Here is a 22,257-nt window from a genome sequence, read left to right on the forward strand (position 1 = left end):
ATAAATTGGCAAGTTTAACTGGAGTAAATAAAAGCTTAATAGTTTTTGCTTCCTTAGTGGTCGTACTCGCGGGGATAAAAGCGGCAAGTGTCATTATTATTCCGTTTATTTTAGCGGCGTTTATTGCGATTATTTGTAACCCGCTTATCAAGTTTTTTGCGAGCTACCGGATTCCTAAAGGCATTGCGGTTATGTTGGTGGTGCTTATTATAGTTGGCTTAGGCGTAAGCCTTGGTGGGCTTGTAGGGCAATCTATAAATGATTTTTCGCAGCAGCTTCCTGAGTATAAAGCACAGCTGAAAGAAAAATTTGCATGGCTGGTAGATTTAGCATCACAATACAACATACTGATAAATAAAGATCAGTTAATCAATATGTTCGACCCCGGAAAAATGGTTGATGTAGCCACTAATATGCTCACCGGTTTAGGTGGCGTAATGGCAAACATGTTTTTAATTATTTTAACCGTTGTTTTTATGCTTTTTGAAGGGCCAATGCTGAGCAAAAAAATACACATGGCACTTGAGGACCCTGATAGCAAAATGAAGCAAATTGACCGCTTTTTAGAGTCTATCAATTCATATCTGGCAATTAAAACACTAGTAAGTTTAGGTACGGGTATTATTGCTGCATTTTACTTATGGATTTTAGACGTTGACTACTTTGTGCTGTGGGGGGTATTGGCGTTTATGTTCAATTACATTCCTAATATAGGGTCAATCATTGCGGCTGTACCAGCTGTATTACTTGCGCTTGTTACCCAAGGTCCACTCATTGCAGGGCTTGTTGCGGCAGGTTATTTAACAATAAATACGGTAATGGGTAATATTGTGGAGCCTAAGTTTTTGGGCAAAGGGCTGGGCCTTTCAACATTAGTGGTATTTTTATCATTAATATTTTGGGGCTGGTTATTAGGTACTGTGGGTATGCTTTTATCTGTGCCATTAACTATGATTGTAAAAATAGGCTTAGAAGCCAGTGCCGAAGGTAAGTGGGTTGCCACTTTACTGGGCAGTGGCGAAGACGTTGCTAAAAATAACTAACATTTATAACCATCAAGGGCTGTAAAATTAAAGCCCTTGATGATTAACTTATCAGTAAATACAGGGCTATTAGTTAACAAATGAATTAATAGCGTCATCCACCGCGTTTATTGCGCCTTCTAAATATCCTGCTTCTTGTTTTGCGAACTCACTCGCTACAAAATGAATATTCAAGTTACTAAGCTGTTCATCCAAGCCAGAAAAATCAAATTCAAGATGCTGCGAAGGCTGAGTTTGATCGTCTCTATTAGCTACAAACTTATCCTCTGCCCAGTCTTTAATAAAGTACCCCGTTGCCTTTTCAGCATCCTTACCATAAAAGTAGCTAAGCTGCTTTGCACATGCTTGAATTAATTGCTCTTTAGTTACTTGGCTTCGTGATAAGTAGGGCACACCTATAAAGCCAAATAATGCGGCGTAACTGCCATCTTCAGCACTGGCATCGTGAACTTCGACCATAGGGCCTACGCGACTAAAGCATTGCCCAGATAAGTTTTTATCACGCCAAAATGCATGTTCAAAAGTAGCTATAAATTTGGCTTGTCCTGCCATCCATGTAGGTACACTACTAAGGCGGTTTATGAGCGTTGGAGTAGCCCATAGTTCAGGTGTTAAGTGTGCTGTAACCATACGAGCAGGAATTGCTGAAATTAGTTTTTTAGTAGTAAAGTGCTTTATATTACTCAAGTGATTAACCGTAATTTGCCAGCTATCACCGCTTTTTTTAAGCTCAGTGACGTTGTGATCTAACAATATTGAATCGGGATTAAGTTGCTCATGCAAGGCAGTTATTAAGGTATTCATGCCGTGTTTGAGTCTAAATAGTTGCATATCTCCAGCACCTGCAATTTGTTGAGGCTGCTTGGAATTAGGCGCTTGATATAACACATCGCCTTTGGAGTATTGCTCAAACACACTTAAGTTGAGTGTTTTTACTAAAGCTTGAATTTTTGGTTGGTGGGGGAAAATCCACGTTGGGCCTAAATCAAAACTAACATCGCTATTTATTTGTGACGGTGCGGCTAAAATTCTGCCGCCTAATTGCGATTTAGCTTCTAGTAATAAATAAGGAATATTAAGTAGTTGCAACTTATATGCACTGTATAAGCCAGCAAGCCCGCCACCTATAATTATTACTGGTTTAGTCATTTTATTACCTATTATACCGGTTTGCGATAATACTTAATCAATTTGCATCGTTAAACCAAACGCTAACTGCGTTAAATATTCTGATATAGAACAATTGAATAATGAAATATTTGTCTTGTTACCGACACTGTCTTCTTAATTCAAAATTAATCATTTAATTAAGCAAATAGATATTAGCTACTTAGGGTTCTAGTGGTAGATAGTTTGTTTTGATATGAATATTTTGTCAAGTGGGCGCAGGGTGCGAGTAGAGCAATGTAATTAACTTAGTTTGCCAAGGCATGTGTATCTTTCGAGACCAAATTCGTGAGCGTAGGTCAGGCAGAGCTTATATTGTGTGGTTACTGCCAACACCGCTGTATGTAGAGGCTGTGCGTAATACACGGAAGCTTAGCTCGGTTGTTCTTTATTTGTACAGATATGGCGCCGTAATCAAGCAGCCCTAGGTGGAGCGAATTTTAACCAGTAAAGGCTTGCAGGCTTTAGTGTAAAAGTTATTTTAACGGGGAGTGTGTTAACTAAATATCACTTTAAAAATCGATTTAACCCATTTTATGAAGCGCATAACCCAGTAGTTCAAAATAGTGGTTAAGCGCTTCATTTGCTTTATTAATATGCTCACTATTTGGGTATATTAAATTACTACTTTTTAAGCCGCTTACCAAAAAGCTATTTTTTATACTTGAATGCCGTTCGATACAGGCTTCAAAACAGCGTGCTGCTAACTCCTCTGGCATACTCATATAATTCATATTGTGAGCTTTATCGTGCTCTATACAGGTTTGTACAAAGCTATTAGCACCAACACCATCTTCATCTAAAAATACATGTTTATAAAAACTGTTTAGAGCATTATTAAGTGGGTGCGATAAATTAGGCGTGTTTGAAAGCCATAATTTTGAGGCGAAACCAAATCGGGGTTTAGCTGCAAATAAATGCTCACTTATGTGATGATCAAACGCGTGAAACCATTCATGAGCAAGTGCGCCACCGCCGGCATTTTTTGCAAGAGCAAGCGTTTGAGAAGCCGCATTATAATGTGCTTGCACACCTTTTTGTCCGCCATGACCAAATGCAAAATTAAGCTTGCCGCGCAGGCCAATCGCTTTAGGCGGTAAATGCAGTATTTGCGCAAGGTCTGCCAGTGCATCGTAAATTAAATTAGCGCTAATATAGCGCTCTTCTTTGGTTACCCATTTACCAACGACCATTGATCTAAAACCAAAGGTGTCTCTTATATCGCTAAAATCGACTTGGTCGTCAAAGCGATAGTCGGGGCCTTGGCGAGTAAAGCCACGTTTTAGTCTGTTTGGGTAACTACGCATTTAAGTTTATGGCACCGTATTTAATCTAAGTAACGTGCTTTTACGTGCTTGGGCATGTGTTGGGTTTGTTTTTGTATTAATTCATCAAGCACATTATAAAGTGGAGCTGGGTCTAGCTGCTCTATAAGCAGTAAACTATGCGCTACGGCTTCAAGTGTTGAAAGACTATCGGCACGGGGAGCTTTGCGAATAGCATAACGGTTTTTAGGCAATTGTTTAAAGCTGACAGTTTTGAACTGATTTAGTAATGGAGTGAGCTGTAAAATTTTATAAGCTTTTTTCCATGTACCATCAACCACTATTAAGTGGGTAATGTTATTTATACTTGCTTGCTCAGCGTTGTCGTCTAAATTTATAGCATTTTCGTTAGGGTAGAGTAAAACAGTAGAGCTCACTGGTAGTGTTTTAAGAATAGAAAAGTCATCATTATTTTCACCTTTGATTATTTGGCAATCAGTTAGGCATAAATTAAGTAGCTTAGCGGTATTTTTTGCTATTTTTTCTTCGCTTGGGTGCTGTAGAATAATAACCGTAACGTTGTTGTTTATGTTTGTAATTGCGCTGCAAATACAGGTGTTTAGTGCAAAGTTACAATGATTACAAAGTGTGCGTGCCATTTAATAAACTTTTTGTTGCCAGTATGATCCTCACAATTATACATTTATAAGGTAATTAGGTTGGTTTTTTTTACGCATCAATATAAAGTAGTACTATTAAACTGTAATTTACATGGATTGTTTCAAGGGCTTAAAAATATGACAGAAATAAATATAGATACATCAGCATTAGAGAGTATGGAATCGTTATTGGGTGAGCAGTTTGCTGATACACTTGACTTTTGCTGCTCAGAGTTTGAACGATTAGGCTCAGAAGTTTTAGCGACCATTGGTAAAGACAAAGAAGCGGCTATTCGTCACTCTCACAGCTTAAAATCTAACGCGGCGCAGTTTGGGGCTTCAAGCCTTGCTGAAGTGTCTCGCGTTATTGAACAAAATTTAAACCTAGATAACTTAGCTGAAGCCATCGACGCATCTAATAGTTTAATGGCTCAAGTAACAGGCTCTCAAGCTAAGCTAAATGAATGGTTAGCATCTCGTTAATTATTGAAACTGAAACGTGAATTTATTTCAGTATTAAGCGCTTAAATACACTGGCATTTTGTGCCTTTACTAGGTTAGTCTAAAGACTCACTAGTCGAGGTAAAAATGTCTGATATTAAAAAGAGTCACAAATTAGAAGGTGTATGTTATGACATTCGTGGGCCGGTTTTAGCACAAGCTAAAAAAATGGAAGACGAAGGTCAAAAAGTATTAAAATTGAATATAGGTAATCCGGCCGCCTTTGGTTTTGATATGCCAGAGGACATGCACCGCGATATTATCCGCAATTTATATTCAGCCCAAGGTTACTGTGACTCTAAAGGCCTCTATTCAGCCCGCGTGGCTATTTATCAGCATTACCAACAACGTGGATTACATAATTTAAATGTAGATAACATTTATATTGGTAATGGCGTCAGCGAACTTATTCAAATGATCACCCAAGCGCTATTAAATAATGGCGACGAAGTGCTTATTCCTGCTCCAGATTATCCACTTTGGACTGCATCAGTGACGCTCTCGGGTGGTAATCCTGTACATTATTTATGTGATGAAGAACAAGATTGGTTTCCTGATATTGCAGATATAAAAAGTAAAATTACGTCTAAAACTAAAGCGCTGGTATTAATTAATCCAAATAATCCTACCGGTGCGGTTTATAGCGACGATTTGCTAATGCAATTAATTGATATAGCGCGTGAGCATAAGTTGTTGCTATTAAGCGATGAAATTTACGAAAAGATTTTATACGACGGTATAACGCATACTTCAATCGGCTCACTTTGTGACGATGTACCAATCATTACTTTTAATGGTTTAGCAAAAACTTACCGTGCAGCAGGGCTAAGAATGGGGTGGATGGTACTAAGCGGTCGTACCTCTGTAATGGATGATTTACGAAAAGGCTTGGAGATATTGTCATCTATGCGTTTGTGCGCAAATGTACCTGCACAATATGCGATTCAACAAGCGTTGGGCGGTGTGCAATCAATTGATAGTTTAATAGACCCCGGTGGGCGCTTATATGAGCAGCGTGATATTGCATGGCGTGGGTTAAATGCTATTGAAGGCATTAGTTGTAAAAAACCTAAAGGCGCGCTCTATGCGTTTGCCAAAGTAGATACAGCACTTTTTAACGTTAAAGATGATGAAAAGATGATGTACGATTTACTCAAAGCCGAAAAAATATTACTAGTACATGGCAGGGCGTTTAACTGGCCCGAGCCGGATCACTTTAGATTAGTATTTTTACCAAGCAAAGATGATTTATCCGATGCGATGTTAAAAATGAAACGCTTTTTTAAAGATTACCGACAAGTATAATTACTTAAATGCATAAAAAACGAGCCAAATTTGGCTCGTTTTTACTTTAGTCATGAATATACTAGATATATTGGCTAGTACGCTTTATCTACACGCACTGTATTGTCGTTCAAGTACACTAACCTTACGTTATCGCCTTTGCTAAAACGCATTGATTGGTCCTGATCTTGAACAACCATAAACTGGTCGCCATTTTCAACTTGTATTAATAGTTCTACAAAATGATTTTGCTGATAATGACTTTGCTGCTGCCTATTATGTGCAACACTGCCGCCAATTACCGAACCTAATATGGTTGCTACAGTACGGCCGCTACCACCACCAAACTGGTTGCCTACTACGCCACCGAGTAATGCACCGCCAAAGGTTTTCCAGCCGTTATTTTTGTCTTGAATGATTTCTTGCTCGGTAATATTGCGTACCGATTTTACGTCACCAAATAAAACTTGCTGCACAGGCACTGCTTTATTGCGCTCGTATTTAGCAAACGTAGGTGCACTAATTGTAAGTAAAGCGCACATTATTACAGTAATTGCTTTCATAACTTACTCCTTTTATACCAACCTGCATAAATCTTTGATCAATTTAATTCGTTAAATAGACCCCATATATAAGCAGATTAGTATTAGCTACCAGCCAAAGGTTGATTTTTCTTTCGTTTTACGAATTTCAGTTTCGTCTGCCCATTCAATTAGGCCGCTTTCCATATCCATTAGACGCATTGTAAATTTATAGTATACGTCTGATTTATCAGCATTAGATTTAACAATGCTTGATAGGTTTCCGTATAACATATATTGCGCGCCAATTTGTTTACCAAATGCAACGGCTGTTGCAGGGTTAACAAGGGCATCTTCGTTTTGAAATGTTAATTGCTCACGAACAGATTCAACACGGGTCATATCTACAAAGCGAAATTTACCGCTGCGCAGCATTTGTGTTGAGATTGAATCGGTGATTGATTCTGTATCAATGTGCTCGCTGGTTTTGTTTTTAATACGCTCAACAAATACTACAGGGCGTTTATTAGCGGTCATTGTGCCAACCACAGGTGAGCTTAGTAATGAGTCGGTCATTTGGCTCGCTACTTTTTGTAAGTCGGTAGAACCAAAGTTAATATCTGTTGTTTCTACTGCTTGTGCATCGCCATAACTTACTACGGCTTTATTAGCACAGCCGCTGAGTACTAAAGCGCTTAAGCCAACTAAAGCGTAAGTTGATGCTGTTTTAAGTTTTTTACTGATGATCATAATTGTTTCCTTTAATCTTTAAATTCTTGTGATTCGGTAGACACTTCTCTTACTGCTAAAGAAAAGGTAACCGCATCAGAGCTTGGTGCTAAGCCAGGTAGTTGTGTTTTCGCAAAACCAAATAAAGTAAGAGCTTGCCAAGGCGAGTGGTTGCCTTTAATCACAAAGCCGTCTTTATCAAACCAATTAAATTGATACTGTAAATACTGTGATTTTTTATACTGGCTCGAAAGTGTCACTACTACGTCGGTTAACTGGTTAGTTTGACGTGTTTTAACATCAGTAATGGCCAGCTTTTTACCGAGCTCTGGGTTATCTACACGTAATTGCTCATTAAACTGATTTTTATTTTGTTCAACAGAAATACCCGATGTAACCGATTTGCTGGAACATGCACTGAGCATTAAGACTGCTAATAATGGCGCTATGTATTTCATGATGGCTCCTGGGCCTATTGACCTTTGTGGATTAAAATTTATTTTATCTAGGGGCGATTTAATCGAGGCGCGAGGTTTGTAACCTAGTGGACTAAGTAAAAACCGAGCAACAAAGAGTCAATCGCCCCTAGGGCGAACCCAAAGGGCAGCGCATGTTTGGCATTTATGCTGCGTTATCACCTATCTATGGGGAACAACCACACACCATAGGCTCTGCCTTGCCTAAAAACCAAACATACTGCTGTAAATTCAACCTCGAAAGGTCAATAGGCCCTATAGTTGAACTACGTGATAATTAAAGTAGTTATTAACGGAGGTTAAGTAAATTAACGTTAACCCTTGCTTACTAACGGTAAAATTTATAGGTGCTTGTGTGCCTATATGCAGAGAATGCTCACCTGTATTTAGGCTTTGCCTTGCAACACTTATTTGATTTGGAAGTGTAAGCCAGCTACGTGTATCAGCCTGCTCAGACGCCAAATTATAAATGTTAGCAAGTATGTTACCTACATCACCGGCACTGCGAGCAAGTTCTGCACGCACTTTCTCTTTAGCTACTAATCTAAGTACTTGGCGAGCTACTTTTGCAGGTATTTGATCTTCTAATGTTTTTGCTGCAAGTGCTTCAATGTGTACTAATGGGCTCAGCTCTAAGCTTTGTGCATCTATGTTTATATTATTAAGGCGGCGCACATAGGCATTATCTTTATATACTGGCATTGCAAGGCTGTAAAAGCGTGCATCGCCGCGTGATGAATAAATTGGTAAGCGCAGTTTAAATTCATCTTGTTTTGGTACTAAGCCTTGTTCAAATAAAACAATTACTTCGCCTTGTGTTGCAGAAATAGTGGGTGCATCACTAAAACGTTTTTTAAATTCGCTTAGGTCTTGGTCAAACCCTTGTTTTTTAGCAAGGCGCATTACGTCCTGCTGTAAATAAATATTGTTAGGTTGTATAGCCAGTGCTTTTTTATAATCAATATAAGCATCGTCATACTGTTTAGCACTTTGGTAAAGTAAAGCAGATAAATAAAATGTGTAGGCATTTTGAAAGCCATTTTTCACGTCTCTGGTCACATTGCCCATGCTAGGGTAGTGCTGCTGCGCTTCCTTAACTGTTGAGTCGCCATCTGTTTTATTTTCGCTTAGTGCATCAACTTGTACTTTATTAGCGCGGCGAATTTCGACCAAAGCGCCTTCTACATCATTTTTATACACGTAGTTAAGTGCTTTATAACTATGAAGCATACTCATTTCGTAAGCCGGTGGCACATAAGTTATGGCTGAGTCGTTAGTAAATAACGCATTGCTTTGCTCAAGCCCCGCACTTACTTGTATTTTGGCGGCTTCACGTTTTTTTTGCATTTGCGTATACACGTTCTCAAATTTACTTTGTGCCTCTTGTGGCGTATTGGCTAAGTCGTTTAAGCGAGCTTGCTCAAGTTGGTTGAGTAAGTAGCTGCTGTGCAGGGTGCTATTATCGGCAATAAGGGATTGCGCTTCTTCGATATTGTTTTTCTCGATCGCATTTCTTATTGGTGTCATTTGCGTGGCATAGTCATTAAATAGGTCATTAAAGCCCATTGTGCTACACCCACTTAAAATCCAACAAAAGCTTAAAATTATACTTAGGCGCACTGAGCACTCCTCTTAATTTACCTGCATACATTAACATACTATTTTTAGCTAAATGTGTGAAATATTGTAAAAAATCGTAGAGTTTAACTGCCTGCTAATAAAGAAATATAAAATGACATTAGTGAACAAAGTGTGAATTTCTTTGGTTTATTATCGACTACACTGAAATGGTCTTTTCGCTTTAGCGGTCTTGCTAAGAGTTATATCACTCAGAGGAATTAAAAAATGAAAAAATTTACAGGTGCAGCAATGGCTGTAATGGTAGCAGGTTTAGTTGGTTGTAATGCAACAGAGGCAGAAACGGTAACATCAAGTGCAGTTGCTAATAATGGCGCAACAACTGATTTAGTTCATTGTTATGATGCGAATGTATGTGGTGGCCATAACGATTGTAAAACAGCTGAGAATGCATGTGCTGGTCAAGCGTCATGTAAAGGGACTGGTTTTGTAGCTATGCCTGCAAAAGCGTGTGCTGACGTTGGCGGTAAAGTGAAAGATAAATGGGTTGGCAGTGTAGCTAAAGCAGATTTAGTACATTGTAACGATGTAAATATGTGTGGCGGTCATAACGATTGTAAGACTGCTAATAATGCTTGTGCTGGACATGCATCATGTAAAGGCACCGGTTTTGTATCAATGCCTGCAAAAGCATGTGGTGATATTGGTGGTTCTGTAGGTAGTTAATACCAATTTATCGAACGCATACAATAAGCCTGAACGATGTGTTTATTATTCAGGCTTATTAAGGAAGTTTATGACAAATCGTTTTTTAGGTTTTGGTTTAGGACTAAGAGCCCCGCATTTTGAGCAAATTATTGCAGAGAAACCAGCTGTAGATTGGTTTGAAATTATCTCAGAAAACTATTTTGTAGCCGGTGGAAAACCTTGGCATTATTTAAATAAAATAAGAGCAGATTATCCGATTGTTATGCATGGGGTATCAATGTCGATTGGTAGTATTGACCCTATTAATAAGGACTACTTAAATCAGTTAAAAAACACAATTGCGAGGGTTGAGCCGCAGTGGGTGTCTGATCATTTATGTTTTACCCAAGTGGGCGGTATTAATAGCCACGATTTACTACCCATGCCTTACACCTCAGAGGCGCTTAATCATTTATCAAATAAGATTTCTCAAGTTCAGGACTACCTAGGGCGTGAAATGATTTTTGAAAATGTATCGAGCTATTTAACCTATAACGATTCACAAATGAGTGAGTGGGAATTCTTAGCGCAACTACATAAGCAAACAGGCTGTAAGTTTTTAATGGATGTAAATAATGTTTATGTAAGTGCACGAAATCACGACTTTAATGCAATGGATTATTTATCGGCTATTCCGAGTACTGCTATTGCGCAAATTCACTTAGCAGGACATCAAGACTTTGGTACGCATATTATAGATACTCACGATGAAGATGTTCCCGATGCGGTATGGGACTTATATACTCAGTATGCAAAAACATTAAATCCGGTAAGTACCATGATTGAACGCGATGATAATATTGGCTCCCTTGATGATTTAATTACTGAGCTTGAGCATGCCAAAGCGCTAGTGAAACCGTTTTGGGATATAAGATCATGAGTGATTTAGCAAAGCTGCAACAACAGTTTATGAATTTACTGCAAGGTGAAAGTTCGGATATTAGCGAGCAAATTGCGCAGCAAGGGCAGTTAAATACACAACAGCGACTCTCTATTTATCAAAGCGCTTATAAAATTCGCTTAAGAGCCGTGATTGAGCAAGATCACGAACAGTTGGGTATTTACTTAGGTGATGATTTATTTGAGATGATGGTTGATGGTTATTTAGCTTTATATCCTTCAACTCATACGTCACTACGAATTTTTGCAGAGAAACTACCAGATTATTTAGCCGCTAATACTCCTTTTAGTGATTACCCCATACTTGCAGATATAGCCAAATTTGAACGACTATTACTAAGTACTTTTGATTCAAGCGATAAAACATTACTTAATGTATCAGAGCTTGAAAGTATTGAACCTCAGCAATGGCCAACTTTACTATTAAAATTACATCCAAGTGTACAGTTAGTTGTGTTTAATACGTTGGCGGTTGAAAGTTGGCAGGCAATAAAACAAAAGCAAACACCGCCAGAGCCAAGAGGCTCAGAACCTCGCTTTTGGGTTGTAGCACGTGATGCTCAAAGGCGTACACAATATTTAAGCGTTGATGCACAAGAATACCGCTTACTGAGTTTATTAAAACAAAACACACCCTTTGCACAGTTATGTCAATCCTGTTTAAATGAACTCCCGGGTGAGCAAATCGCTGGGTTTTTAATTACTAAAATTAATCAATGGCTTGAACGTGGTTGGTTAATTAGCGAGTGAGTTAAAACAATATAGTTATTTTTCGTTGCGAAGGAATTTTTTTGAAAGCCACCATATACACATTAATTGCTTTAATTGCGTTTGCCGCAAATTCTCTTTTTTGCAGAATGGCCTTAGCCGAGGGCTATATAGATGCTTGGAACTTTACTGTAATCCGTTTACTTAGTGGTGCCGCATGTTTAGGCATTATAATGGCTATTTATACGCATAATTTAAAACGCAAAGGCACATTTAATCCCGCTATTTTAAGTGATAAAGGAAGCTGGCGAAGCAGTATTAGCCTTTTAGTTTATGCGCTTTGTTTTTCGATTGCCTATGTAGAGCTAGATACAGGCACTGGCGCACTTATTTTATTCTCCGCTGTGCAACTCACTATGATTGGTTGGGGTATCTATAAAAAAGAACAATTAAGTGTACTTCAATGGTGCGCGTTTATAGTGGCATTAGGTGGATTTGTATATTTAATGCTGCCTTCTGCTGCGGTGCCTTCTTTATTAGGTGCATCGCTTATGGCACTCAGCGGTGTGGCATGGGGTATTTATAGTATTCGAGGTAAAGTGTGTGTATCACCACTGCGTACTACTGAGTTTAACTTTATAAGAAGTTTAGTGGCTATTCCTGTTTTATTACTTGTAGGTATGAGTTATTTAAAAAATATGAGTATTGAAGGGGTGTTACTTGCATGTGCCTCGGGTGCGATAGCGTCTGGAATTGGTTACAGTGTTTGGTATGTGGCTATGCCACTGCTTAAAAGTACCCAAGCTGCTGTTGTGCAGCTTTGTGTACCTGTACTAGCAGCCATTGCTGGGGTCTTGTTTTTATCAGAGCAGGTAACAATGGAGTTTGTAATAGCAAGCTCGTTAATACTAGGCGCGGTGCTGGTATTTATCTTAAATAAAAAGAAGGTGTGATACCACTTAAACAAGTTCTTTATGGCGGACTAACGTTCGTTACAAAGCGTGTATAAATAGCGGGTAAGTTATCAAGTATTGCCTGCTTACCCTGTAGTTCACTGTTTTTTATGCATTCAAAAAGTACTTGCTCGCTAAGCGTATTCACTAATAATTGTGATTGCTTAATATGGCTTATATGCCAAAGCTCGGGTGCGACACCACCTAAATCATGTTGGTAAGGACGATAAAAACCAAATTTAGCTAGGTGAGTATCAAGCCAATTACTTAAAGGCGTAAACGGACCACCTTGCTGATATTCATCAGGCGTTAGCTGCAGCTTATAATCATCACTCACTGCTGCTTTATCAAACACATCTAAATCGGTCCCTAAATGATGCCTGCTTGCCCCAGGTAATGCAGAGTAGAGCATTATTGCTATGCATTTATCTATATCATTTAATTTAGTTAAATCTACAACCTTTTGCTGTTTATTATAAACAGGTCGAATACCTAAAAACTTATTATTCCAAATAATTGATTGACGATTAAAGTCGCGAAAACTTGAGGCAATAGTAAGCTCAAATCCCGCTTTTTGAGCTGCACTTTGCAGCGCTAAAAAGTCGCTGATAATAGCGCTGTGCAAGCGATGATTTTGTATATCAGTTAAATGTGTATCACTTTGGCCAGTAATACACATTATTGATGTGGGTTGAGTGACATCCATTATGTTAAAAGTTGCTCTAATATTTGCTCGTAAATGTCGGTAAGGGCGATTAAATCATCAGTGCTTACGCATTCATCAACTTTATGGATAGTGGCGTTACGTGGACCTAGTTCAATTACTTTAGCGCCTGTTTGTGCAATAAAGCGACCATCTGATGTACCACCCGTAGTTTCTAGATTCGTGGTTAAACCGGTTACTGATTTAATCGCTTTAACTGTGGCATCAACAAGCGGGCCGTGCTCGGTAATAAAAGGCAAGCCATTTACTATCCAGCTCAATTCATAATTTAAGTCATGTTTTTGTAGAATGTCATTCACACGCTGTTGTAATTGCTCATGCGTTACTTGCGTGCTAAATCTAAAGTTAAACTGTACTTCAAGCTCACCCGGAATAACATTACCCGCACCCGTACCACCATTAATATTCGAAATTTGAAAGCTGGTGGCGGGGAAGTATTCGTTGCCGTTATCCCATACCGTTTGGCTAAGCTCAGTAAGTGCTGGCGTCGCTAAGTGAATTGGGTTTTGTGCTAAATGCGGGTAGGCCACATGACCTTGTATACCTTTAACGGTTAAAAAAGCGGTAAGTGAACCTCTGCGACCATTTTTAACCACATCACCGAGTACATCGCGTGATGAGGGCTCGCCTACAAGGCACATATCAATTTTTTCACCGCGTGCTTCTAATGTATCTATTACGCGGGTCGTCCCGTTTATAAACGGGCCTTCTTCGTCAGAGGTGATTAAAAAAGAAATAGAGCCTTTATGATCAGGATTTTTAGTAACAAAGCGCTCGGTTGCTACAAGCATTGCAGCTAATGAGCCTTTCATGTCGGCAGCGCCACGCCCATGCAATAGGCCATCTTTTATTAATCCTGAAAACGGTGGATGTTGCCAATTTTTTTCAGGACCTGTAGGTACAACATCGGTGTGACCTGCAAAACAAAAATGTGGTGATTGTGTGCCTTTTCGAGCCCATGTATTGAGCGTGTCGGTAAAAAATAACGACTCTATATTAAAGCCAACCGCAGCAAGGCGATCGTTCATCATTTGTTGGCAGCCAGCATCTTCGGGCGTTACCGATTCACGTTGGATTAGCGCTTGGGCGAGTTTAATTACATCATTAGTCATTATTTAAAAATCTCGTCATATTGCGCTGCTTTAAAACCTAAATGATAACTGCCATTACTTACAAGTACTGGGCGTTTGATCATAGCAGGTTGCTCAACTAACAATGGGATAGCACTTTCTTTAGTCAAATCCTGTTTTTGTTCGTCAGTTAGTGCGCGATAAGTTGTGCCACGTTTATTAACGAGTTGCTCCCAATCGAGCTTATTTGCAAAATCACTCACCATTTGCTCGTTTACGCCATCTTTGCGGTAATCATGAAACGTGAATTCGATATTGTTGTCGGCTAAGTATTTCTTTGCTTTTTTTATCGTATCGCAATTGCTAATACCGTATAGAGTGATCATAAATTTAGTTCTTCTTAATAATAGTTAATAGGGTGTCTACACCCGCGTTTACATGCGAATGTGAGTAATGAAATGTGCCAAGATTATGGCCATTAAGTAAAATTAAACTTGCTAGCATAGGTGTATCTAATTCGCGTAAATCAAAATAAGCAAGGCGCTGACCCTTACTTATTTCACTGCCGTTTAATTGTGCTATGTGTGTGTGCGTAATTGATTGCGAATCAGGAATTGTTAAGTTTATTAAGACTTTTAAGCCATTCTTAGCTTGTAAAATAAACTCAGCACCTGCGTTTTTTACTTGTAATAATGTACCGTCAAAGGGCGCTAAAATTTTGTGACTACTGAGCGTCACCGTAATACCTGGTCCAAGAATACCAAATCTAAAAATAGGTTCGGGGTGTTCTTTCAACGACATTACTTTACCTGTAAATGGGCTTGTAATAAGAATGGCATTACGAGGTGTTTTATTGAGTGCTAAATACTCTATTGTTTGTGCTTTCATAAGCTATTCGGCCACCACGTTGTAACCCTCTTTTTTTAATGCAGTAAGCGCTTGTGACGCCGTTTGTTTTTTTACTAAAATATAATCGGTATCGTAGGTTGAGATTGAAAAAATAGAAATTTTAGCACGCGCTAATACCCCCGATAAATTGGCCATTATTCCCGTTAACGAAAAGCCAAGTGGGCTTACTACTTCAAGCTCTTGCCAATCAGATTCGGTATCTAAACGCTCTATTTCAAAGCTACTAGGGCAAACAATAGATAGTTCATCTAGGTTTTTAGATATAAAAAATAAAGGAAGCTTTAGGAGTGCCACAGGTATATCGGCGTCTACATCTAAACTGTGAATAGATAAAACTGTGCTGTGTAATAGTAATGTTTGTTTTGACATTAAACGCCTGCGATACAGCATTATTAATAGCTTTATAGTATAGATTATTGGCTTTAAATTAAAGGTGTAACAGCGACTAAAATAAGAGGTAGTAAATCGATTTTAATGGAGATTAAAAACTTACCCACAATTTCTGTGGATAAGTATGGGGGTTGCAGGGTATAAATAGCCTAACTATTTAATTATTAAATAAATAATAGCTAGGCTATAAAAAGCACACGTTGCGTTTAATGTGCTATTTGAGCTTCTGTTTGGGCTGCCTGAATGGCAGTTAAGGCGATTGTATACACAATATCATCCACCAATGCACCACGGCTCAAGTCGTTTACGGGTTTGCGCATACCTTGAAGCATAGGGCCAATACTTATTAAGTCGGCACTGCGTTGTACTGCTTTATATGTGGTATTACCCGTATTTAAATCAGGAAATATAAATACAGTGGCTTTACCAGCAACAGGGCTATTAGGTGCTTTTTTAAGTGCTACATTTTCCATAATAGCGGCATCGTATTGTAGTGGGCCGTCGATAATTAAATCAGGGCGTTTTTGTTTTGCTATTTTTGTGGCTTCACGTACCTTTTCAACATCGGCACCCGTACCTGACGTACCTGTGCTATAGCTTATCATTGCTACACGTGGCTCTATGCCAAATGCAGCTGCAGAGTCGGCAGATTGAATCGCTATATCAGCAAGTTGTTCAGCATTAGGATCTGGGTTTATAGCACAGTCACCGTAAACTAATACTTGATCTGGGAGCAGCATAAAAAATACGGATGATACTAACGATGAACCTGGTGCAGTTTTAATTAACTGAAGTGAAGGGCGAATTGTATTGGCGGTGGTGTTTACTGCGCCCGATACTAAACCACCTACTTTACCTTGCTCAAGCATCATTGTGCCAAGCACGACGTTATCTTGTAGTTGCTCTTGTGCTACAACTGCAGTTAGGCCTTTGCTTTTACGAATTTCGACCATAGGCGCAATATAATCATTTATAATACTTTTTGGCTCGATGATACTTACATGTTCGTTTAGCTCAATACCTTGCTGCTGTGCAATACGCATTATTTCTTCGCGATCGCCAAGCAATATAGTTTTAGCAATGCCACGTTGACCACAAATAGCAGCCGCTTTAATTGTACGAGGTTCATTTCCCTCTGGCAGTACCACGGTTTTACCTGCTTTACGTGCTTTATCGGTTAATAAATAACGAAATGCAGGTGGTGATAGTTTACGTGTTTTGCCCACACTTTGAGCTAAAGTATCGAGCCAGCTTGAATTGATATGCTCTGCATTGTGATCTTTTACTTTTTCAATGCGTTGGTCATCATCATTTGGTACTTCCATATTAAAGTTATGCAGTAATAGTGATGTGCGCCATGTGTCGGCATCGGTTGCGAGTATTGGTAAACCGGTTTGCATAGCTTGCTCGCAGAGCTCCATAATTCTCGGCTCAGGCTCATACCCTCCGGTTAACAATATAGCGCCAAGTTTAGTGCCGTTCATAGTAGATAAACACGCAGCAACAAGTATGTCAGAGCGATCGCCCGGTGTTACTAATAAAGCGCCTGGCGTAAAATAATTTAAAATATTAGAAACCGTACGAGCACAAAAAGTAATACGACGCAGGCGGCGATGAAGCATATCGCCTTCGTTAATTATTGTTGCTTTTAAATACGCGCTTAAGTCTTTTACGCGTGGCGCTACTAAGTCAAAATCCCACGGGATTGCGCCAAGCAACATAAACGGATTTTTTTTAAAAATAGGTAAAGACGCTAAACGATTTAACTCGTTTTCAAGCTCTTCGGGTTTGTAGCTGTCGACTAAATCGGCACGTGCACGACCTTCTTCATCAAGTGGCGCATTTACTTTATTAAAAATACAGCCCAGTACGCGGGGATGATCAATGCCCCCATGGTTACCTGCTGCAATTTCAAGGCGGTCTTCTATTTGTGTAATGGTGTAATTACCAGGGGTAAGTACAAATACAATTTCAGCGCCGAGCGTTTGTGCAATTTCGCGGTTTACACGCCCAGCATAAGGTTGGCGACGAGTAGGCACCATACCTTCAATAATAGCGACTTCATCATCGTTAATTTTACTCTCAAAACGTTCAACAATTTCCTCTAGTAGGTCATCACCTTTACCGTCGCCAATCATTTGTTCTGCATAGTCGAGTGCAAAAGGCGTTGGTGGGTTAATAGGTGAGCCTTGAGTGACTATTTGTGTTGATTTTTCAGGGCCTGTTTCACCAGAACGTGGTTGAGCTATGGGTTTAAAAAAGTTAACTTTAACTGTTTTTTGTTCAAGTGCACGCACTAAACCAACTGATACCGACGTTAAACCCACACCGGTAGAAACAGGAATTAACATAATACGACGTGCCATATTAAAGCTCCTTTACAATATTTGCAGCATCAAGAGCAATAACCCATTCTTCATTAGTTGGCATTACAACTGCTTTGACGTGTGAATTTTTACAGCTAATAACGCCTTCTTGACCAAAGCGCGCATTGAGGTTGGCTTGCGGATTACAATTAATGCCTAAAAAGGCAAGTTGTGTAATTACTTTTTCACGAATAATATCTGAGTTTTCACCAATACCACCAGTAAAAATCACAGCATCAAGGCGCTGTAATGGCACCATATACGCCGCGATTTGTTTTGAAAGTCGGTAGCAAAACATTTCAATTGCGAGTATCGCTTTTTTATCACCGGCTATAGCGGCTTCTTCAATGGTACGGCAATCGTTAGAAAGCTCGCTAATACCTAACAAGCCACTTTTTTGATTTAGTAGGTTATCTATTTGTTGGGCTGTGTAGTTAAGTTGCGTGGTTAAAAAATTAAATAAACCAGGGTCAATATCGCCGCTACGTGTGCCCATTATCAGCCCCTCTAGAGGCGTTAGTCCCATACTGGTATCAACACTCTTACCATTTTTAATAGCGCATACAGAACAACCGTTGCCTAAGTGGGCACTAATAAAATTGCTTTTCTCGATAGGTTGCTCAAGTAGCTTTGCTGTTTGCCCTGCAACATAAAAATGACTTGTGCCGTGAAAACCATAACGCCTAACACCAAACTCGGTGTACAACTTATATGGAAGAGCGTAAAGAAAGGCAACTTCATTCATAGTTTGGTGAAATGCAGTATCAAACACCGCGACTTGTGGCAAACCTTCAAACGATGCCTGCGCCGATGAAATACCTAATAAATTAGCGTGGCCATGAAGCGGCGCAAGTGTTGCCGACTGTGTAATGCCTGCAATTACTTTTTCGTCAATCAATACAGATTGCGTAAAGTGCTCGCCGCCATGTACAACACGATGGCCCACGGCGATAAGTTGCTCGTCTAAGTTGTGATCTTTTATTAAGCTTACAAGCGTATTTATAGCCTCAGCATGTGCTTGATTAGCCGCTAAGTCGATAACTGTTTTAGTACCATTAAATTTGTATTTAATAGAGGGCGCTTTGTCGCCTAAGCGTTCAGCAAGACCTGAAATGATTTCGTGACCATCGTTCGCATCAATAATGGCAAACTTTAAGCTAGAGCTACCACAATTTAAAACTAAAACGTGTTGTGATTCAGGAGGGGTTGTTGGCATAGATTCAATTTCCATAAACAAATTTAGTAAGTAAACATTAATACGTAATAGTTACACTTACGGTATTAAATAAAGCTAAAACAATTGAATGTTCAATTGCAAAGTAGTTAACGCAATGTTAATTACCTTAATTAAGATGTTTAAGTTAGGATTGTTCGTCATTAAAAGGTAAATTTAAGCTGTTTTACTGAGAAAGTGTAACTCTTTCATTTTGTGTTACACTTTAGGTATAGCTCGTTTTCTATTGTATTTAAAAGCAGTATCTGTGAGGAGTCATGATGCAAAAAAGTGTGATGTCACAACTACAAACAGGCCGTTTGTATGGTAAAAAATGGCCGATGCGCAAAGAGCTTGCGCCTTTGTTTTTAGAGTTTAGAGTAATTAGAGCGACTGAGCTTGCCATTACAGTAATGCCAATTTTAGCCATGCTAACATTGTTTTTTCAGCTAAATTACTTGGGTTCTGATTTTTTACCGCAAGCCATTGCGAGTGCATTATTTTTTATATCTCTACCATTACAAGGTTTATTTTGGTTGGGTAAGCGAGCGCAAACGCCTTTAGAGCCTGCGATGCAAAAATGGTATAACGAGCTGTACACTAAAATGGCAGCTAATGGATATCAAACGCAGTTAAGTGAAAACAAGCCCCGTTATATGGAGCTTGCCAATTTACTTAAAGATATGTTTGATAAAATGGACAGGGCGTTTACTAAAGAGCAGTTTTAGAGAGTTACATCATTATCTATTTTGGTAAACTGAGTAATATAAAACGATAAGGTGACAGTGTGCTCACCTTTTTCTTCGAGTGCTGTCCAGTGCTCGGGTCTAAATTTCCATGCAAATGGCGTCATCATTATTAAGTTTTTAATATCAGCAAAGCCAAGCGTTACTTGCTCTGTTAAAAGAATTTGTTCTGATTTTTGAAATCCTTTTGGAATCGCAATTTCAGTATGTTCGTTTACCTCTGAATATATATACGATTTCAATTCTTTTAAATGACAAGGGCCAGGGCTTGCAACCACTAATGTTGCGTTGTGATTTGCAAGACGTTCAAGTTCTTCTTCAAACAAAGGTGCAAATACACTTACAAGTACATCAGCAAATTGGTTTTTAAAGGGCGCTTGGCTGATTGATGCCACACTAAATTGGCAATTAGGGTAGCGCTTTGCAGCATATTTAACGGCAGATTTTGAAATATCAACACCGTATACAATAGCGTTTGTTTTACTCGCTATTGCTTGAGTATAGAATCCTTCACCGCATCCTAAGTCAATAACAGTATTTGCACTTATATTACTGACTATATCACTGAGGCTTTGCTGTAAAAAACGATAATAACCACGCTCTAAAAATGCGCGTCTTGCTTGTACCATTTCAAGCGAGTCACCCGGTTGTTTTGAGTTTTTTTGCTGCACAGGCAGTAAATTAACATAACCTTCTTTGGCAAAATCAAAGCTATGGTTGTTAGCACAGCGAAGCGTTGAATCAGCTTTTAAAAGTGCTAGGTTACACAGCGGGCATTGATATTCAAGACTCATGAGTCTAGGTAGTCCTTATCGTAAAAAGTTTTTACCCAATGAGGGCGATAAATGATCATAATTGTTATAGCCATGCCATTGAGCATAGCTTCAGGAAACCAAATAATAGCACTTAAGTAAACGTAGTTATCTGCAAGTTCTTGCCAATTGTATTGCCCTATAGCTAAGTAAAATAAAGCACCTAGGCTTATTTTTATACAGGCTATAAATCCTGCAGTTATAAACGCGCAAACAAATATATAAACAAAAAAATGACGAGGTAAATACTGGTAACTAATTATAAAGCCAAGGTAGCTCAATATTATAGGAATAAACGCACCAATAAGCAGTTGAACAGGTAACAGTTCAAGTTCAATTTGGCCAAATGCAGCGAGTAGAGCTGTGGCAAGTAGGCTACTTAAAATCGTTAATCGCCAGCCTAAAATTAATGTTGCAGCCGTAACGCCTAATATGTGTAAATCAAGGCCCGTTAAAATGCCTGCCTTTATTCGCCAAAGCACAGCAAACACTAGCGCACACGCAAGCACACCCGTTTGACGGACTGGCGTATTAAGCAATGTTTTATATGTTTTTTTATCAAAGCTTAAAATAGCAATAATAATTACAAGAGCCCAAAGTAGCCCCTGCATTGTTAGGCTGAGCATAATAATTACTTAAATGTTGACCATATAGGGGCATGATCAGACGGTTTTTCAATACCGCGAAGTTCGTAATCAATACCGGTATCTATACAGCGTGCAGCAAGTTCATTAGTTGCAAGAACGACGTCAATACGAAGTCCACGGTTATCTACAAATCCTTTTGAGCGGTAGTCAAACCATGAGTATTGGTCGTCTGTTTCAGGGTTTTGCTCTCTAAAGGTGTCTTTAAAGCCCCAATTAAGTAATGTTGCAAGCCACTCACGCTCTACCGGTTGGAAAGAACATTTACCTGTTTTTAACCAACGTTTTGCGTTTACGTCGCCAATACCAATATCTAAGTCAGTAGGTGATATGTTTATATCGCCCATAACTATTACGTCCTGATCGGGTGTGTGGTTAGTTTCAAGGTGGGTCATTAAATCTTTATAAAATTGGCGTTTATAAGGGAATTTAGTTTCGTGATTAATATTATCACCTTGTGGGAAATAGCCGTTCATTACTGTTAAATCTCGACCGTTATCTTGTTCAACAGTGACGCTTATCATGCGTTTTTGCGATTCATCTGTATCGGTGGCAAAGCCTTTTAATACCGATTTAGGCTCCTTTTTGCATAACATAGCTACGCCGTAATGCGCTTTTTGACCATGAAAGTAGACGTGATATCCCATTTTTTGTACATCTTCTAGTGGGAACGCTTCGTCATGAACTTTAATCTCTTGCAAGCCAATAACGTCTGGTTGATGTTTGTCGATAATTGCTTGTAATTGGTGAAGACGAGCACGCAGACCATTGATATTGAAAGAAATCACTTTCATAAAATTTACCTTAAAATTGGTTCTATTTAATAGCTTAAATTGTATCAGTAAATACGCG

At 39.0% G+C, this 22,257-nt stretch carries 25 protein-coding genes; 8 read left to right on the forward strand and 17 right to left on the reverse strand.

Features of this window, described 5'->3' with window-relative positions:
- Positions 1–5: 5 nt before the first annotated feature.
- Positions 6–1,043: an AI-2E family transporter gene (locus tag PX700_RS07420; RefSeq protein WP_479520371.1), complete on the forward strand. Its 1,038-nt coding sequence runs from the start codon at positions 6–8 to the stop codon at positions 1,041–1,043.
- A 69-nt stretch (positions 1,044–1,112) separates the two neighbouring features.
- Here the strand turns inward: PX700_RS07420 and PX700_RS07425 are convergent, their stop codons facing one another.
- The 3 genes from PX700_RS07425 to PX700_RS07435 form a co-directional block, all read right to left on the reverse strand.
- Positions 1,113–2,192 (reverse strand): flavin monoamine oxidase family protein, encoded by a 1,080-nt coding sequence (locus PX700_RS07425; protein WP_479520372.1) that lies wholly within the window; start codon positions 2,190–2,192, stop codon positions 1,113–1,115.
- Positions 2,193–2,734: 542 nt separating this feature from the next.
- The gene (locus tag PX700_RS07430; protein ID WP_479520373.1) at positions 2,735–3,517 is read right to left on the reverse strand and encodes a CLCA_X family protein; all 783 of its coding nucleotides are present in this window, start codon (positions 3,515–3,517) and stop codon (positions 2,735–2,737) included.
- 20 nt (positions 3,518–3,537) lie between these two features.
- The gene (locus PX700_RS07435) at positions 3,538–4,134 is read right to left on the reverse strand and encodes a tRNA-uridine aminocarboxypropyltransferase (RefSeq protein WP_479520374.1); all 597 of its coding nucleotides are present in this window, start codon (positions 4,132–4,134) and stop codon (positions 3,538–3,540) included.
- A 138-nt stretch (positions 4,135–4,272) separates the two neighbouring features.
- Here PX700_RS07435 and PX700_RS07440 point away from each other — a divergent pair, with 138 nt between their 5' ends.
- Together PX700_RS07440 and PX700_RS07445 are read left to right on the forward strand one after the other, a co-directional pair.
- Complete coding sequence (locus tag PX700_RS07440; protein WP_002959674.1) at positions 4,273–4,617, forward strand: Hpt domain-containing protein; 345 nt, start codon at positions 4,273–4,275, stop codon at positions 4,615–4,617.
- A 105-nt stretch (positions 4,618–4,722) separates the two neighbouring features.
- Entirely contained in the window at positions 4,723–5,940 is a 1,218-nt protein-coding gene (locus PX700_RS07445) for a pyridoxal phosphate-dependent aminotransferase (RefSeq protein WP_415635904.1), read from the forward strand.
- A gap of 74 nt (positions 5,941–6,014) precedes the next feature.
- Here the strand turns inward: PX700_RS07445 and PX700_RS07450 are convergent, their stop codons facing one another.
- From PX700_RS07450 to PX700_RS07465, 4 genes are all read right to left on the reverse strand, one after another.
- The gene (locus PX700_RS07450; protein WP_008134100.1) at positions 6,015–6,482 is read right to left on the reverse strand and encodes an outer membrane lipoprotein; all 468 of its coding nucleotides are present in this window, start codon (positions 6,480–6,482) and stop codon (positions 6,015–6,017) included.
- Positions 6,483–6,569: 87 nt separating this feature from the next.
- Positions 6,570–7,190 (reverse strand): penicillin-binding protein activator LpoB, encoded by a 621-nt coding sequence (gene lpoB / locus PX700_RS07455; protein ID WP_479520375.1) that lies wholly within the window; start codon positions 7,188–7,190, stop codon positions 6,570–6,572.
- An 11-nt stretch (positions 7,191–7,201) separates the two neighbouring features.
- Positions 7,202–7,627 carry a YcfL family putative periplasmic lipoprotein gene (locus PX700_RS07460; RefSeq protein ID WP_479520376.1) on the reverse strand — a complete coding sequence of 142 codons (426 nt, stop codon included), beginning with the start codon at positions 7,625–7,627 and terminating at the stop codon, positions 7,202–7,204.
- 273 nt (positions 7,628–7,900) lie between these two features.
- Complete coding sequence (locus tag PX700_RS07465; RefSeq protein WP_479520377.1) at positions 7,901–9,265, reverse strand: COG3014 family protein; 1,365 nt, start codon at positions 9,263–9,265, stop codon at positions 7,901–7,903.
- 225 nt (positions 9,266–9,490) lie between these two features.
- Here PX700_RS07465 and bufA2 point away from each other — a divergent pair, with 225 nt between their 5' ends.
- The 4 genes from bufA2 (at position 9,491) to PX700_RS07485 (ending at position 12,531) form a co-directional block, all read left to right on the forward strand.
- Positions 9,491–9,949, forward strand: coding sequence for a BufA2 family periplasmic bufferin-type metallophore (gene bufA2, locus PX700_RS07470; protein WP_415635907.1), 459 nt, complete (start codon positions 9,491–9,493; stop codon positions 9,947–9,949).
- 70 nt (positions 9,950–10,019) lie between these two features.
- Positions 10,020–10,850 (forward strand): MNIO family bufferin maturase, encoded by an 831-nt coding sequence (gene bufB / locus PX700_RS07475; RefSeq protein ID WP_479520378.1) that lies wholly within the window; start codon positions 10,020–10,022, stop codon positions 10,848–10,850.
- On the forward strand, positions 10,847–11,620 hold the full coding sequence (locus PX700_RS07480) for an HvfC/BufC family peptide modification chaperone (RefSeq protein WP_479520379.1): 774 nt from the start codon (positions 10,847–10,849) through the stop codon (positions 11,618–11,620). The genes bufB and PX700_RS07480 overlap by 4 nt, the downstream gene beginning before the upstream one ends.
- Positions 11,621–11,661: 41 nt before the next feature.
- The gene (locus tag PX700_RS07485; protein WP_479520380.1) at positions 11,662–12,531 is read left to right on the forward strand and encodes a DMT family transporter; all 870 of its coding nucleotides are present in this window, start codon (positions 11,662–11,664) and stop codon (positions 12,529–12,531) included.
- A 19-nt stretch (positions 12,532–12,550) separates the two neighbouring features.
- Here the strand turns inward: PX700_RS07485 and PX700_RS07490 are convergent, their stop codons facing one another.
- From PX700_RS07490 to PX700_RS07520, 7 genes are all read right to left on the reverse strand, one after another.
- The gene (locus PX700_RS07490; protein ID WP_479520381.1) at positions 12,551–13,237 is read right to left on the reverse strand and encodes a M15 family metallopeptidase; all 687 of its coding nucleotides are present in this window, start codon (positions 13,235–13,237) and stop codon (positions 12,551–12,553) included.
- A complete protein-coding gene (dapE, locus tag PX700_RS07495) occupies positions 13,237–14,367 on the reverse strand; it encodes a succinyl-diaminopimelate desuccinylase (RefSeq protein ID WP_479520382.1) in 1,131 nt (376 codons plus the stop codon). The genes PX700_RS07490 and dapE overlap by 1 nt, the downstream gene beginning before the upstream one ends.
- On the reverse strand, positions 14,367–14,711 hold the full coding sequence (locus PX700_RS07500; RefSeq protein ID WP_479520383.1) for an ArsC family reductase: 345 nt from the start codon (positions 14,709–14,711) through the stop codon (positions 14,367–14,369). The genes dapE and PX700_RS07500 overlap by 1 nt, the downstream gene beginning before the upstream one ends.
- Before the next feature lie 4 nt (positions 14,712–14,715).
- Entirely contained in the window at positions 14,716–15,213 is a 498-nt protein-coding gene (locus PX700_RS07505) for a PTS glucose transporter subunit IIA (protein ID WP_166421400.1), read from the reverse strand.
- 3 nt (positions 15,214–15,216) lie between these two features.
- Entirely contained in the window at positions 15,217–15,603 is a 387-nt protein-coding gene (locus PX700_RS07510) for an ACT domain-containing protein (RefSeq protein ID WP_415635914.1), read from the reverse strand.
- 227 nt (positions 15,604–15,830) lie between these two features.
- Positions 15,831–17,990 (reverse strand): phosphate acetyltransferase, encoded by a 2,160-nt coding sequence (gene pta / locus PX700_RS07515; protein WP_479520384.1) that lies wholly within the window; start codon positions 17,988–17,990, stop codon positions 15,831–15,833.
- 1 nt (position 17,991) lies between these two features.
- Positions 17,992–19,206 carry an acetate kinase gene (locus PX700_RS07520; RefSeq protein ID WP_479520385.1) on the reverse strand — a complete coding sequence of 405 codons (1,215 nt, stop codon included), beginning with the start codon at positions 19,204–19,206 and terminating at the stop codon, positions 17,992–17,994.
- A 278-nt stretch (positions 19,207–19,484) separates the two neighbouring features.
- Between PX700_RS07520 and yfbV the strand changes: the two genes are divergently transcribed.
- Complete coding sequence (yfbV, locus tag PX700_RS07525) at positions 19,485–19,931, forward strand: terminus macrodomain insulation protein YfbV (protein ID WP_007582569.1); 447 nt, start codon at positions 19,485–19,487, stop codon at positions 19,929–19,931.
- On the opposite strand, the gene PX700_RS07530 is transcribed toward yfbV, so the two are convergent.
- The 3 genes from PX700_RS07530 to xthA are packed head-to-tail and all read right to left on the reverse strand — an operon-like array spanning position 19,928 to position 22,199.
- A complete protein-coding gene (locus tag PX700_RS07530; RefSeq protein WP_479520386.1) occupies positions 19,928–20,743 on the reverse strand; it encodes a putative RNA methyltransferase in 816 nt (271 codons plus the stop codon). The two genes, yfbV and PX700_RS07530, sit on opposite strands and share 4 nt — an antisense overlap.
- Complete coding sequence (locus PX700_RS07535; protein ID WP_479520387.1) at positions 20,740–21,387, reverse strand: energy-coupling factor ABC transporter permease; 648 nt, start codon at positions 21,385–21,387, stop codon at positions 20,740–20,742. The genes PX700_RS07530 and PX700_RS07535 overlap by 4 nt, the downstream gene beginning before the upstream one ends.
- Positions 21,388–21,392: 5 nt before the next feature.
- The gene (gene xthA, locus PX700_RS07540) at positions 21,393–22,199 is read right to left on the reverse strand and encodes an exodeoxyribonuclease III (RefSeq protein WP_166421394.1); all 807 of its coding nucleotides are present in this window, start codon (positions 22,197–22,199) and stop codon (positions 21,393–21,395) included.
- Positions 22,200–22,257 lie beyond the last annotated feature (58 nt).

The sequence above is a fragment of the Pseudoalteromonas sp. TP27 genome (assembly GCF_056470645.1).